Annotated in this window: 11 protein-coding genes; 1 reads left to right on the top strand and 10 read right to left on the bottom strand. The window is 63.8% G+C overall.

Going from position 1 to position 15,090, the window contains the following annotated elements; genetic code table 11:
• Positions 1–8: 8 nt before the first annotated feature.
• From ABIA42_RS09815 to ABIA42_RS09770, 10 genes are all read right to left on the bottom strand, one after another.
• Positions 9–1,358, bottom strand: a complete 1,350-nt coding sequence (locus ABIA42_RS09815; RefSeq protein WP_370113937.1) for an ATP-binding protein — start codon at positions 1,356–1,358, stop codon at positions 9–11.
• 1 nt (position 1,359) lies between these two features.
• Positions 1,360–2,034, bottom strand: coding sequence for a response regulator transcription factor (locus ABIA42_RS09810; RefSeq protein WP_271529166.1), 675 nt, complete (start codon positions 2,032–2,034; stop codon positions 1,360–1,362).
• 187 nt (positions 2,035–2,221) lie between these two features.
• A complete protein-coding gene (locus ABIA42_RS09805; protein WP_370113939.1) occupies positions 2,222–5,563 on the bottom strand; it encodes a CHAT domain-containing protein in 3,342 nt (1,113 codons plus the stop codon).
• A gap of 86 nt (positions 5,564–5,649) precedes the next feature.
• Entirely contained in the window at positions 5,650–7,269 is a 1,620-nt protein-coding gene (locus tag ABIA42_RS09800; RefSeq protein WP_370113941.1) for a hypothetical protein, read from the bottom strand.
• Between the two features lie 13 nt (positions 7,270–7,282).
• Complete coding sequence (locus ABIA42_RS09795) at positions 7,283–8,509, bottom strand: CHAT domain-containing protein (RefSeq protein ID WP_370113943.1); 1,227 nt, start codon at positions 8,507–8,509, stop codon at positions 7,283–7,285.
• Positions 8,510–8,913: 404 nt separating this feature from the next.
• Complete coding sequence (locus ABIA42_RS09790; protein ID WP_370113945.1) at positions 8,914–9,264, bottom strand: hypothetical protein; 351 nt, start codon at positions 9,262–9,264, stop codon at positions 8,914–8,916.
• A 337-nt stretch (positions 9,265–9,601) separates the two neighbouring features.
• Positions 9,602–10,690 carry a TRAP transporter substrate-binding protein gene (locus tag ABIA42_RS09785; RefSeq protein WP_370123567.1) on the bottom strand — a complete coding sequence of 363 codons (1,089 nt, stop codon included), beginning with the start codon at positions 10,688–10,690 and terminating at the stop codon, positions 9,602–9,604.
• Between the two features lie 165 nt (positions 10,691–10,855).
• Complete coding sequence (locus ABIA42_RS09780) at positions 10,856–11,944, bottom strand: TRAP transporter substrate-binding protein (protein ID WP_271529171.1); 1,089 nt, start codon at positions 11,942–11,944, stop codon at positions 10,856–10,858.
• 204 nt (positions 11,945–12,148) lie between these two features.
• Positions 12,149–13,282, bottom strand: a complete 1,134-nt coding sequence (locus tag ABIA42_RS09775) for an Mrp/NBP35 family ATP-binding protein (RefSeq protein WP_370113947.1) — start codon at positions 13,280–13,282, stop codon at positions 12,149–12,151.
• A 108-nt stretch (positions 13,283–13,390) separates the two neighbouring features.
• A complete protein-coding gene (locus ABIA42_RS09770) occupies positions 13,391–13,828 on the bottom strand; it encodes a VOC family protein (protein WP_028179674.1) in 438 nt (145 codons plus the stop codon).
• Between the two features lie 184 nt (positions 13,829–14,012).
• Here ABIA42_RS09770 and ABIA42_RS09765 point away from each other — a divergent pair, with 184 nt between their 5' ends.
• Positions 14,013–14,885 (top strand): NAD(P)-dependent oxidoreductase, encoded by an 873-nt coding sequence (locus ABIA42_RS09765; RefSeq protein ID WP_271529173.1) that lies wholly within the window; start codon positions 14,013–14,015, stop codon positions 14,883–14,885.
• Positions 14,886–15,090: the final 205 nt, after the last annotated feature.

Genomic DNA, 15,090 nt, shown 5'->3' with positions numbered 1-15,090 from the left:
GAGGGTGATCACGCCACCTTCTCCGCCGGCCGAAATCGCAGCGTGAACTCCGCGCCGCCACCGGGGAGGTTTGCCACCGCAACCGTGGCCGCGTGATCGTCCGCCACCGCGCGCACGATCGAGAGCCCCAGGCCTGCGCCGTCGCTGCGCCGGCGGTCGGCGCGCCAGAAGCGCTGGAAGATCAGTTCGCGCTCGGCCTCCGCGATGCCCGGGCCGCAATCGCGCACGCGCACCGAACCGTCGTCGCGCACGTCGACCTCGACGCAGGTGCCCTTTGCGGTGAACTTGATGGCGTTTTCAGCGAGGTTGAAGATCGCGCGCTGAAGCATCTCCGAATTGCCGTGGACACTGACCGGCGCGTCGGTCCCCTTCAGGGCGATGTCCTTGTGCTGCGCGATCGCGAACGGGGCGATCGAACCGACCACCTCGGCGCAGACCGCGCGCAAATCCGCGGTCTCCCCGGGATCGAGCACCAATGTGTCGAGCTCGGCGATCTCCAGCAACTGGGCGACGAGGCGGCTCATGGCCTCGATGTCGGCAAGCAGCGCCTGCCGTGCGACGCGGTCGTCGAGCGTCTCGATCCGGGTGCGCAGGATCGTGAGCGGTGTGCGCAGCTGATGCGCGGCGTCCGCCGTGAACTGCCGCTGCACGCGAAAGCCGCCCTCGAGGCGATCGAGCGCCTGGTTCACGGCCGTGACCAGCGGCATGATCTCGCGCGGGATCTGCGCCGTCGGCAGGCGGATATCGGTGCGCGCCGGACCGATATTGCTGGCCTCCTCCGAGGCCCTCCACAGCGGCGCAATCGCGCGGCGGAAGATGATGATGTCGGTGGCAAGCAGGACCAGGAGGATCGGGATGGTGATCCACCCCACCCGCCGGAAGAAGTTCGAGACGATGTCGTCGATGATGACGTCGCGATGCGCGAGGTCCTCGGCAACCTGGACACGGACCGTCTTGCCGGCAATGTCGCGGGTGACGCCTGCGCCGGAGATCGTCTGGGAGAAGCGCGATGCGGTCGCAGCGGCCGAGCGCCGGTGCGAGGAGAACAGCAGCCGGCCGTCAGCATCGCGAATGTCGAACTGGTAGCGGCCGTAAGCGTCCGAATAGAGGCCCTTCAGGCTGTCGGGCAGGTTGAAGCTCAACGTGCCGTCCGGCTGCGCGACGATACGCTCCGCCAGCACCTCGGCCTGCGCGCGCATGGCATCTCGATGCAGCTGGTCGATCTCGGAATTGAGCAGCCAGAACAGCACCAGCGGCAGGAAGATCGCGACCACCGCGACCGCGACGATGTGCAGGAACACGATGCGCGAGATCAGCGATTTGAACGTGAGCGATCTGGCATGGCCCCCGGCGGGCACGCTATTTCTCCGCGGTCATGAGATAGCCGACGCCCCGGATGGTGTGGATCACCACCCTGGCGCCGTGTTCGGCCAGCTGCTTGCGCAGCCGCGAGACGTAGACTTCTACCGCGTTGGAGGCGACTTCGCCTTCGAGCCCGAAGATGTGGTCCTCGACGTTCTTCTTCGGCACCACCCGCCCCTGCCGGCGCAGCAGGATCTCGAGCACCGAGCTCTCGCGCGCGGAGATGATCCGCGGCTGGTCGTCGATGAAGATCTGGCGGCTCTCGGTGTCGTAGACGAGGTTGGCGAGGCTGAGCGAGCGGCCGAGCAGCTGGCCGGGCCGGCGCAGGATGGCCTCCAGCCGCGCCACCAGCTCCTCCATCGCAAACGGCTTTGCGAGATAGTCGTCGGCGCCGCTGCGCAGGCCGGTCACGCGGTCCTGCAGGCCGCCGCGGGCTGTCAGCACCAGGACCGGCAGCGGCTCCATCTGCCGGCGAAGCTCGCGCAGCACCGACAGGCCGTCGTCGTCGGGCAGGCCGAGGTCGAGGATCATCGCGGCATAGTTGACGCTGCTCACCGCCTCGCGCGCCTCGGCCGCGCTGCCCACGATGTCGCTCTCATAGCCGGCCGCGGCCAGCCCGCCAGCAACGAGCCGCGACAGCTCGGCATTGTCCTCGACGATCAGAAGGCGCATCGATGTTCCGGTGTCACCGCACGGCTCGCGCCGAAATCTTCGCCGCTCTTTTCCAGCATTCCGGACGGCTGGGCCAGCGAAAAAATGCGCGGTGAGCCGATCGCCCCGATGTCAGGCTCGTGTAAGCCGATCGGCCTCGCACTCACGAGGCCTGGAACGGCGGGCCGGCATCCTGCGCCGGTTCGATCTAAGCACCGACTTCGATGCGCGCAAACGGATTGCCGTACACGGAATAGGCCAGCCAGGTCAGTTCCTTCCGGCTTTTGGCTGCCTCGCGAGCCGTTCGGACGGCTTCCACCAGCACGTTTCCGTCCTTGAGCGAGCGATAGAACGCCTCGGCAAAACTGTAGGCGAGCTTGTCGTCCACCGACCAGAGCGCTCCGACCAGCGCGCCCGCACCGAGTTCGGAATACGGCCGCAGGAATGCATCGACAAAACCGGCGACACCTCCGCCGATACCGCGTCCCGGGCGCCCGGTCTGGCAGGCATTGATGAAAATGGTTGGTCTCGGTCCGCTTTCGGCGAAGCGGGCAAAAGCCTTGACCTGATCCGCCGATAGCGAATCCTGCGCAAAGCTGCCGTCCACCGTGGACCCCGTCATCAACAGGTCGGCCGTCATGACCGCCCGCTGCGCCGCTTCGCCGTGGCAGGCAAAGTGCAGAACGTCGCACTCCCTTGCATTGTGCTGGAGGAAGCCCGTCACCGAGATGCTGTCGGCCGGGACCTCGCGGGGATTGCCGAACAGCTTGGCCAGCATCTCGCGTTCGGCACCGGCGCCTTCGAGCTGCAAGGCGGGATCGAGATAGGCCGGGATCACGTAGTTGACGCGATCGCTGCGCATCGCAAGGTTCGGACCGGGCCATGGCGTGCTGTGCAGCCAGCGGACCAGCCCCCATTCGGCGAGGAATCCCTTGCCGGCCTGTCCGGACTTCCGATCATTGATGTAAAGCAGCTCCCAGGGAATGAACGGCTCCTCCGAGATGACCTGGATCGCGCGGATCGCCTCGCGATGGGTCCACAACGCCTCGCGGACCTTGTCTGGCAACAACTCGTTCGCCATGACAATTCCGTTTGCCTGGAGGCGCGCCAGGAACTGGTCATACAACCGGTTGGTCGCGAGCCAGGAAGTCTCGATGCCCTTGAAGATCTCCGCAACGTAGACGTCGCGAGAGAACCCCCCAGGAAGGGTGCGCGATTCCGAAACTGCGATGTTGGGATCGACGCAGGCAAGGTCGAAGCGCAGCGTCACCTTGCCGCTCTCCACGATCTCATAGATCCTCAGCACCGCCGGCTCGTTCGGGCGTGCCGCCATGGCCAGCCCGACCTGGCTCCGGCGCAAGGTCTTGCTGTCTGCATCGACGAATACGGGAGCCAGGGTGAAGGACGCCAGAATGCGCGGACCCTGCCGCGCTTCGACGAGGATGTCCGCTGCGCCCTCTGCGGTACCTTCCACGACGAACCGCAGCGCCTCCGCCCGTCGTTCCCGCGGCGTGTCGATCTCTGCGCTGGATTCGCCGAGGACCCGGCAGTTTCTGCGCGCGATGACTTCAACGACGATGGCGCGGGACGCATCGATGTTGACCGGGGTATCCGAGGCGCTGGACGTTTGTGTTTCCGCAGCCTGGATCCTCTCGCGCGAAACCGTGACAAACAGCGGGACCGGCTTCCTGGGCGGCGGATGAGACTCGATCTCTGCCGCAAAATAGCAGGCGGCGGTTCTTGGATCAGGTGAAGGTGCCAAGGGCGCCATCTCGGCTGCGACAGACGCCTGGCTCGGCACGGGCGATGCAGCCGCAGGAGCCGCACGCGTTGGCATTCGTCGCAGCGTCGTTGTGTCCGACATCGAGTCGGCTTCGAGGCTCTCCAGATGGGGAGAAGGCAGAACGGCTCCCAGCGAGTGTTCACCGCGGGACGCCGCTCTCCGCGTCGCTCGGCGCGATCCTGCCCGCGCCAGGTCAAATTGCTCGCCGAGGCGAGCTGCGCCAACCCCCAGCCATTCACTCAACTTCAGCGGAACGACGTCCGTCGCAAAGTAAGTGGTGTGAAAGACGTCGTCCGTATTGCCGAAGGCAAAGGTCGCGTCGCTGGCGAGGCGCGAGCCGCGGGTCCCGAACGAGGTCATCGACGAGGTATCCACCACCAGATCGTTGTCGAGCCGGAACAGGCGATTTGTCACGCGATCGGCAATGAACTCGGCGAACTCCCTCGTCACACCCTTGCTGGGTTCGACCTGCGCGACGAAATTCGAAGTGATCGCATAATAGGTCGCGAGCTTGTCGAGAGGACCGGCCGCCCCGTTCAACTCCCTGACGAGGTCGCTCGTGGGCCTCATCGCGGCAAGTCCGGGCACCCTTTGCTCGTCGATGGCGACTTCCGAAAACGCCTGGACGAAGCGACCGACAGTCTTGATCCCCTGCGATACGATGGGGCTCAACGCAGCCCCGCCCGCCAAGTATGAAACCGCACGGACGCCGGCCATGATCCCGTTGGTGTAGAGATCGATCATCGCCGCCCAGTTCTCGGGCTCGGCAAGATGCGTCCCGGCGTTCGTGCAGCCGACAAAGATGGCCTTGCCGAGCCGGATGTCCGGTCGTTGCTCCGCAAGCCGATTTTCCACCACGCGATAGACAAGTCCGCCGCGGCTGTGGACGACCGCGTCGATCGACGACCTCTCCGGGATTCCCAGCGCCTGCAACGCCGCAACAAGAGCGGCTGCATTCTGGCCGGGCGTTGCGGTCAGGGTCTTGTGGTCGAAGCCGAGCACGGCATCGTAGTGCTGATTGGCCCTCGAAAGAAATGCCTGCCCGCTCTCGGAACCGGCAAGCTGCGCGAAGCCACCCGCGGTCGATGAGAACGTGCCGTGCACCATGAGCAGGATCTTGAGCGGGCGACCTTGCGGCAAGCGCGGCCGCTCGGATCGCGACGGGGTCCATGCCGCCGGATCGAGCCCGGTCATCATCACGATCCCCTCCTCCCGGTCTCCCTCGATATAGTCGGTCGCCGCATCGACGGCCGTTCTGGCGACGAACTTCAGCACATAGGCGCGGACCGGATCGATCAGCTTGTCGGAGACCCAGTCGAGAACCGGGCCACGCTTGCCGCGTGCCGTGGAGATTCCACGGGTGCCGCCCGTTTCGGCCGTCAGCGGGAACACCAGAACTTGTCTACCGCCGCGTTGCCACGATGGACGGGCAACCTGCTGCGGGTAGCTCCAGGCATAGACGCCGCCTGCCCCTTCGATCAGCACCATCGCCCGTTCGGACGGGCCGACCTCGACCTCGATCTGCGTCGGCGTCTGCGCGTCCCGTCGCAGGGCGCGCGTACCGGGGCGCGTCGGCGCCATTTCAACTTCGGCCGCGATCGTGAAGTCGGACGCCGACAGCGCCCTCTTGAGTTGATCGGTGCCCCTCATCTGGCTCGTGGAGGCGCGGCGCAATCCCCGGCGGGCAGCGCCATCCTGAACCACCCTGACCTCGACATCGTCGGGACTTTGAACCACGATCCCGTTTGCTATCTCAATTGTAGCCATGTCCTTCCCCCTGTGCAGATGCGTTCTTCGTTACGTCCTTCAAATGCCGCGGGGCGCACGTCGCGCGCCCCTCCGACAGCGCGAGGTCAAGGCTTGACAGTCGACTGCGACGCAGGCGCGGCCCAACCGAGCAGATTGCCATCGAGCGCCGACGACTTCCGGATCAGCTTGTTGGATTCGATGTAGGCTTCCGCCGTCGAGGGCACGAGGTATCCGACCACGAAGCCGAGAACTCCGAAGGACGCGACGATGCCGGCGTACCACGACAACGGGATGGTCGGCATTTCCAGACCAAAGGCCCTGGTCACCAATACGAAGCTGACGAGAAGGCTGAACATCAGCGACGCCATGACCACCGCATGGGCCGCGCCGTCCTTCAGTCTCGCCTCGTGATAATCCAGCCGGTCCGCCCTCAGCCGCACGTCGAGAAGAATGCTCAGGACCAGCGTGTTGACCAAGAAGATCAGGGAGAACAGCGAGCTCGCCGCAAACGGATGATTCTTCGCCAGCCAGCCTTCAGCGATCGGAATCGTGCTGTAAGTCAACCATAGTATGAAGTTGCCCGCCAGATACGAGCACGCCCCGAAGACCACGTAAGAGCTCCAGGGCAACGCGTACAGCGAGGGGCGCGCGAAATTCGTCGAGGCCTTCGGATAGATTGCAAAGAAGATCGAGATCGTCAGCGCGACCGCGTGTGCGAGGGACGAGAGGCCTCCGGCCAGCGAACCAACCGCAAACTTCTTCGGCAGATCGAGGAAGAACAGCGGCGCCACAGAGACCGCGAAGTCGAGGACGAAGATCGTCACCAGGGGTGCAAACGGCAATGGCTGGGGCAGAACGGTCTGATACCCGAAGCTGGATATCAGCTCCGTCCGGGAATCGCGTCTGTCGACGACCGACAAGGTCGCCTCGGCCAGACGACGCTGGTATGCGACCCGCAAATCCTCACACTCTTCCGCGATGAAATCGGAGATCTCGAGCACCAGCTCCCGCTCGTCGACATCCGACACCATGATGTCTTCCGTCAGCAGGAGGGCCCGCGCCGACCGTCGCAGCATTCGCCGATACTGCCTCTCCAGCTCGTCAAACGCGGCTTTCCGCGCGCGGAAGAACCTCTCGAAGCGCGGGTTGCCGCGCAGTTCGACGAAACTGGTGTGAAGCGAAGCAACCTGCATGATCATGGCCGTCGCGCCGACGGCAAGCACTTCGTCATCCTGATTGAGCGCCTTCTCGATCAGCCTCGCGGGAACGCCATATCCTTCGAGCTCGCGCTGCAACTCCGGCTTTGCCCGCTCCGTCACCCGGATGGGCGAACGCGCGATGGCCACGATGACGGTCTCCACGGCCTGCGGGTAGCGCGCCAGCGTCTGCATCATGGTTCTCAGAAGTCCGATCACCCGAGATAGAATCGGCAGGTGCGGCGCCAGCACCATGAATGCGATCGTCGCCGGCACGGCAACGAGCAGGCCGGCGTCCCGTCCGGGATAGAGCTGATTGGTCAGCCAGCGGATTTGGCTGACCATGAACACATAGAAGATCACGGCGATCGTGACGTAGGCGAGGACCGCGAAATAGTAGCGATCGCGCATTACGGCAAAGCGGATCTCCACGGTTTCGAAAGGAGCGTGAAAGTCGATCGCACTGACGATGCAGATCGCGATCGCACCGAGGGCGAGAGCAACGACGGACGGGTCAAGGCCGTACATTGATGAACATCCGCTAAGGTCCAGCTCGGTCCACGAAAATTTCACCGTCGAGGCCGCGCATGTAGAGAACCGGAGAAATCCATTCGGCGAAGTGGCGCGCCTTCAATTCGGCCCTCGTATGCGCCAGAGCGGCCTGAATCGATACGTTGTCGGCGAGATAAGTGTAGAACGTATCGGCGAACGCGAGCCCCATGTTGTCGCTGATCTCGAACTGCATGGCGATCACCGCAGGGACACCGCCCTGAATGAGCTCGGCAGCGGTGCTCGAGAACAGGGGACCGTCGGATTGCGCCCCGCTGCAGGAGTTCAGAACGACGAGGCTCGGCGTTTGGCCGGGCTGGGTAAGGAACACTTTCAACGTGTCGGCATACAGCCGAATCCCGCTCGATCCGCCCTCTTCCTGCACCACGATGAAGCCCATCTGCCGATCCGGATCGTGTCCGCCGTGACCGATGAAGTGAAACAGATCCCACCGTTTGCCATCATCTCCCCTCAGGAAACGACGGTTGAGATCGCGCGCCTTTGCCGAAGGAATCCAGGACAGCTTCAGTCTCTTGCCGTCGTTCAGTTCGTTCAGTGCCCTCTTGATCGCGACCTGCTCGGCGTCGACCTCGATCTCATCCAGCGGGAATCCGTTCAGAACCTTGACCCTCGCCGCCATGCCAAGCACCCGTATCGGCCTTGCCGCGCTCATCCGACGTTCTTCGCCATAGTTGTCGACAGCACGCGTGAACGGTGTGCTCTGGGAGGTCGTCACATAGATGCGGTTCTTCTTGTCGTACATCGTTTCCCAGGGCACGTAGGCGAGCGCGGGATCGCTGACTCGCAAGCGGATCAGGAACGGCTCGTCGTCTCTTCGCGCCGCCTGGAAACATTCCTGATAGAGTTCGAGGATCTTTCGCTGAAAGATGAAGTCGAAGAGTTGCGAACCGATTTCCTGGACAATTCGCTCGTCCGATCCCGATATCAGAGCTCCGGCAGCATCACGGATGGCGGGTCTTGTTTCATTGCCGCCATTTGCCGCGGCCGCATCCGGGTTTCGCGGGCGTAGCGCGGCCTCGGCGCTGCGCGCGGCAGGACTCTGGAGAATCGCTTCCTGCAGCGGTCTCAGGTTCTGGCGAAAACTCGGCTTGAGCTTCTCGACCTCGATCTCGCGGCTCGACGAATTGTATTCCGCAACGATGCGGCAATGGTCTTCGCCACAATCTTCGATGGTCAGATTGAAAACGACCTTCGCCACGACGCAATCCTCAGCCGCGCACTGTCAGCGCAAAAAGGCGCCTTGCAAGAAAGTCCCTGGCGGCCAGCAAGGCCCACGCGGAATATGGAGGGCGTCGTGCCGCGGCATTCCCGCGCTCCGCACCTGAGAAGCGGTGCAGGCCGCAACCTGAAATTTTTGGCAGCTGGCGTTCTGCCCGCCCAGGACGCACACCCGGAGTTCGGGCGGACTTGCTTCTTGGCCTGCGCGGCCCTGCTCGCAGCGGCGCACCGCACGGCATCGGTCGGCGCAATCAAGGAAAGCTCGCTAGCTTCCCGGAATTTCTAGCGAATTTCTCTCGACGTGACTGTGAACCGCTTCACACCTCTCGCATTGGTGATCACTGTGTAGCGGCGCCGGCGCTGCGGTCGCTGCCCGTTTCGGCGCTAACCTGACTTCGTATGATGCTTCTGGAATGCGACTCTCAATTCAGCCAGTTGGTCGCTTGTTGCTCCCAGCTCTGCATCGGTCCGACTTGCAGGTAAATCCATGTAAGCGATCGGCTGATCGAACTGGCTCGCCGTGAAGTCATATCTCCGGCCTTCGATCCGGTTGTAGAAGTGGTCGCCGGCCGACAGAGGCGTCCTCAGCAGGTCGCCGCCGAAAAGTTCGTGAATGAGCAGCGCAGTGACGTTGCACTGCCCGGCCGCGGGATTGTTCGCCGTCCATTGACCGGCCGTCGCCAACGACCATGCCTTGTGCAGCGTTCTTTGAACATCGTCGGGATCGAAGCTCATCGTCGTCTCCAGGCCGGCACCGACGAACTCGATTTCGGATTATTCGATGATTGCTTTCTACTCCTGTTTTGCCCGACAGGTCAAACTGCTCCTGGTCGAGGAGCTGCCGGCCGAAACGATCCATCGATCGACTGGTTCCGGAGTCGACTTCTCCCGCACACCGCAGCATTGGCGCCGCCTTCGCAAAGGCCGCTTGGACCGCCGATTTTTTTCGCGACCTATCAGGCCGTTGGCTACTGTGCATGGGGTTGTTTTCCATGTTTTTGATTCTAGCCCCTCCAAACAGCAACGCCCCGGAGCCTTCGCTCCGGGGCGCTGCCTGCGACGGATAGCGCGATCAGCTCTGCGAGCGCCGCGCCATGAAGATGTCGTAGCCGACCTCGGCGACCTGGAACCAGGCGTAGCCGTCGCTCGTGAACTTGGAGAGCGAGTCGTGCACCTTCTTGAAGTTGGGGTTGGTCGCAGCGACTTCGGCGTGCAGCTCCTTGGCGGCCTTGTAGCAGGCATCCATGATCGAGGGCGAGAAGGCATGCAGCTTGGTGCCGCCCGCGAGCAGCTTCTTCAGCGCCAGCGGATTGGCGTTGTCATAGCGTGCCATCATGTAGTTGTTGGCGTAGTGGCCGGCCTGCTCCAGCACGCTCTGGTAATATTTCGGCAGCGCGTTCCATTTGTCGAGGTTGACGAAGGCCATCAGCATCGGTCCGCCTTCCCACCAGCCGGGATAATAGTAGTGCGGCGCGATCTTGTAGAAGCCGAGCTTCTCGTCGTCATAGGGGCCGACCCATTCGGCGGCATCGATGGTGCCCTTCTCCAGCGCTGGATAGATATCGCCGCCGGCGAGCTGCTGCGGCACCACGCCGAGCTTCTGGAGCACGCGGCCGGTGAAGCCGCCGATGCGGAACTTCATGCCCTTGAGATCCTCGGGCGTGTTGACCTCTTTCCTGAACCAGCCACCCATCTGGCAACCGGTGTTGCCCGCGAGCAGCGAGACGACGTTGTAGCCCTTGTAGAACTCGTTGAGCACGTCGCGGCCGCCGCCGAGCATGTACCAGGCCTGGTTGATGCGCATGTTGGGACCGAACGGCACGGCCGAGCCGAAGGTGAAAGTCGGGTCCTTGCCGAAATAATAGTAGGACGCCGTGTGGCCGATTTCGCAGGTGCCGTTCTGCACGGCGTCGAGCACCTGGAGGCCCGGCACGATCTCGCCGGCCGCGAAGATCTGGATCTGGAATTTGTTGTCGGTCGCCTCCGCGACCATCTTGCACATCATCTCGGCGCCGCCAAACAGCGTGTCGAGCGATTTCGGCCAGCTCGTCGGCATGCGCCATTTGATTTCCGGCATCGACTGCGCGATCGCGGGAGCCGCGAGCGTGGCGGCGCCGGCCGCACCAAGTCCTGTGACCTTGATGAAGTCTCTTCTCTTCATGATTTCCTGCCCTGATGGATCGTGATTGTGGGCCTTCTTGTCGAGGCTTGCCGCCAGCATGGCGCAAGCCGCGGCCGAATTCCATCCCGATCGCACTGCGGCAAAGAAAAAGCCCGGCCTCGCGAGCGAGGCCGGGCGATTTGGTCCTGCGACTTAAGCCGCAGATCAGCCGCGTGTGCGCGAGCGGATCATGAAGCTGTCGTAGGTATATTCGGCGACCTGCCACCACAGATATTCGTCGGAGCGGTAGGCCTGCATGGCATCGATCGACTTCTTGAAGTCGGCGTTCTTGGCCGAGATCTCAGCCCACAGCTCGTTGGTGGACTTGAGGCAGGCTTCCAGCACTTCGTTGGTGAACGGGCGAAGCTGGGTGCCGCCGGCGACCAGGCGCTTCAGCGCGGCCGGGTTCTGCATGTCGTAACGCGCAGCCATCCAGGTGTTGGCGTTGGCCGTCGCGTTGGTGAGGATCGCCTGGTAGTTCTTCGGCAGCGCATTGAACTTTTCCAGGTTGGCGAAGGCATGGACGGTCGGACCGCCCTCCCAGAAGCCCGGATAATAGTAGTACTTGGCGACCTTGGCGAAGCCGAGCTTCTCGTCATCGTAGGGGCCGACCCACTCGGCCGCGTCGATGGTGCCCTTCTCCAGCGCCGGATAAATGTCGCCGCCGGCGAGCTGCTGCGGCACCACGCCGACCTTCTGAAGCACCTGGCCGGCGATGCCGCCGATGCGCATCTTGAGGCCGGACAGGTCGGCAACGGTTTTGATCTCCTTGCGGAACCAGCCGCCCATCTGGGTACCGGTGTTGCCGCAGGGGAAGCCGATCACGTTCGACTTCTTGAAGAACTCGTTGGCGAGTTCGTTGCCGCCGCCCTGATAGAGCCACGAATTCTGCTGGCGCGCATTGAGGCCGAACGGCACCGAGGCGAAGATCGCAAAGGTCGGGTCCTTGCCGACGTAGTAGTAGGAGACGGTGTGGCACATGTCGACCGTGCCGTTCGAGGTCGCGTCGAGCGCCTGGAGGCCGGGGACGATTTCGCCGGCGGCGAACACCTGGATCTGGAACTTGTTGTCAGTCATCTCGGCGACGTACTTCGCCACCTGCTCGGCGCCGCCATAGATGGTGTCGAGCGACTTCGGGAAGCTCGAAGTCAGGCGCCACTTCACCTCGGGCGAGGACTGCGCGATCGCCGGCGAGGCCACTGCGGTCGCCGCCGCGCCTGCTGCCGACACTTTCAGAAAATCACGACGCTTCATATTCAGGTCTCTCCTTGCTGGGGCGTTTCCCCTTGACTTCTCTTATGCCGCCGCTCATTCCGGCGACGCGTCGATGTCGCGTCGAACCGAAGGGGCTTGACTGCCGTGCGCCTTTAACACGGACCGCGCGGTTACGGAACGCGACAATGGCATGACGGGGCTCTACAAAAGTCGCATGTCCCAGGGGGTCCGCGGCCGGCCGGTTCAGGCTGCGGCGATGACGCCCTTCAGCTGGTCCCGAACCTGCCCTGCGATGGCGCGGTAGATCGCCGCATGAGGACCGTCCGGCTCGCTGTCGACGACGGGATTACCGGCGTCCGAAGTGGCACGAATCGCCATGTGCAGGGGGATCTCGCCCAGGAATGGCACCTTGAGCTTTTCGGCCTCGTGCCGTGCCCCGCCGTGGCCGAAAATGTCCGACTTGGTCCCGCAATGCGGGCACTGGAAGTAGCTCATATTCTCGACGATGCCGAGCACGGGCACGTTGACCTTCTTGAACATGGCAAGCCCCCGCCGCGCGTCGATCAGGGACAGGTCCTGCGGGGTCGAGACGATCACGGCGCCCTTGAGCGGCACGTTTTGGGCCAGCGTGAGCTGGGCATCGCCGGTGCCCGGTGGCATGTCGACGACCAGCACGTCGAGCTTGCCCCATTCGACGTCGCGCAGCATCTGCGTCACCGCCGACATCACCATGGGACCGCGCCAGATCATCGCGGTCTCCTCCTCGACCAGGAAGCCGATCGACATGATGGCGAGACCGAAACGCCGAAGCGGAATCATCTTGCGCTCGTCGTTCAGCTCCGGCTTGTCGCGTAGGCCCGTCAGGCGCGGCACCGAGGGGCCGTAGATGTCGGCATCGAGCAGCCCGACCTTGAGGCCGAGGTCGCGCAGGCCCAGCGCCAGATTGAGCGCCGTGGTCGACTTGCCGACGCCCCCCTTGCCTGAGGCGACCGCAATCACGGCGGCAACGCCCGGGATTTCCGATTGCCGCGCCATCGGCGACTGCCCCCCCTGCGGCGGCTTGTGGGCATGGGCCGGCTGCACGCCGGGGGTACCACGGCTCGGCTGCGGCGGTGGCGGCGCGGACCCCGGCTTGCGCTCGGCGGTCAGCGCCACCATGACGGTGGTGGCGCCTGGAATAGCGCGCACCGCGGCCTCCGCTTCGGCCCGGACGGATTCCCAGGCCCTTGCCTCGGCGGCATCGACATTGATCGAGAAGAACACCTTGCCGTCGGACGCGCTGATCGCGCTCAGCACATTGGCATTGGTGAGCGCGACCCCGCGGGGCGACTTGATCCTGGCGAGACTGTCGAGAACCTGTTGCTGCGTCACGCTCAAAGCGCATCTCCTGAATGGAGCATGATCCGGAACAGTGTGGAGCGGTCTTCCGATAGGATCATGCTCAAGGCTTTAGGATGCCCAATTAGAGCGGAAACGCCCAAAAGGCTACTGCCTGCCGATATCGTCAGCCTTTTCCACGGGCGCCGCCCCCTGCTCGCTGGCGGCCTCGTAATTCAGCTCGATCATGACCCCATTGGGGTCGTGGACGAAGATCTGCCAGAGATCGCCGCCGGGCACCTGGCGGGCCTCGAACTTCATCCCCTTGGACGCCAGCCGCTGCTTCATGCCGTCGAAGCCGCGACTGACGAAGGCGACGTGGTGGACGACGCCGGAATCCGGCTTTTGTGGCTCGGCGGTCGCAGAAATGTCGACGAGGTGCACCACCGGTTTGCCCTCGCTGTACATCCAGGCGCCCGGGAAGGCGAAATTCGGCCGTGCGCCTTTTTCCAGGCCCAGCACGTCCGCGTAGAAGCGGACGGTCTCGGCCAGATTCCGGGTCCGGATGTTGAAATGATCGAGGACGCCAACGCTCACGCCGCCCATGCTCTCGCTCCCTTTTTTGAAGTCCTTGGGTCCGCCATCCTAGCACAGGGGGCCGCCAAACGAAGCCGTTGCCCTCTGGCCTCAAGGGTTTATGGTGCGCCTCCAATCCGCCCTCACCGCGGAACCCAGGCGCCCCTCGCCTGGCAAGAACCGTAAAACCCAAACTACGGACAAGGTACCACAGATGGCTAAAGTCGCTTTCCTCGGTCTCGGCGTGATGGGCTTCCCCATGGCCGGACACCTCGTGAAAAAAGGGGGCCATGAGGTCACCGTCTACAACCGCACCGCGGCCAAGGCGAAGGAATGGGCGGACAAATTCGGCGGCAAGACCGCACCGACCCCGAAGGCCGCCGCCGAAGGCCAGGATTTCGTGATGTGCTGCGTCGGCAATGACAACGATCTGCGCGCGGTCACGATCGGCCCCGACGGCGCGTTCGCCGGCATGAAGAAAGGGGCGACCTTCGTCGACCACACCACCGCGTCCGCCGAGGTCGCGCGTGAGCTGGACGCAGCCGCCACCAAGGCTGGCTTCAAATTCGTCGACGCCCCGGTCTCCGGCGGCCAGGCCGGCGCCGAGAACGGCGTGCTGACGGTGATGTGCGGCGGCACGCAGGACGCATATTCGGGCGTCGAGCCGATCATCACAGGCGCCTATGCGCGGATGTGCAAACTGCTCGGGCCCGCCGGCTCCGGCCAGCTGACGAAGATGGTCAACCAGATCTGCATCGCCGGTCTGGTGCAGGGTCTCTCCGAGGGTATCCACTTCGCCAAGAAGAGTGGCCTCGACGTCGCCGCAGTGATCGAGACCATCTCGAAAGGGGCCGCGCAATCCTGGCAGATGGAGAACCGCTACAAGACCATGAACGAGGGCAAGTACGATTTCGGCTTCGCGGTCGAATGGATGCGCAAGGACCTGTCGATCTCGCTGGCTGAGGCCCGCCGAAACGGCGCCAGCCTGCCTGTCACCGCGCTGGTCGACCAGTTCTACGCCGAAGTCGAGAAGATGGGCGGCAAGCGCTGGGATACGTCGAGCCTGCTCGCACGCCTGCAACGCTGAGGCTCTGTGGCGGCCTCTTCTAGGGCCGCGCAGCATCGTACGTCGTCGCGACTCCGGCCGCGACGACGTTCAAAACGTGCTAACCGAAATAAGCATAAACTTCTGGGGGAGCCTTGCTTAGCGTGATCGTCGCCATCCTCGTCGTTGCCTGCGCCGGCGTCGCGTCGGAGCTTCGACCCGGAATCGCCGGGATCGCCGCGGGTAG

It is taken from the genome of Bradyrhizobium sp. USDA 327, from assembly GCF_041262065.1.
GTDB lineage: Bacteria > Pseudomonadota > Alphaproteobacteria > Rhizobiales > Xanthobacteraceae > Bradyrhizobium > Bradyrhizobium liaoningense.
This window is presented reverse-complemented; position numbering and strand designations above follow the sequence as displayed.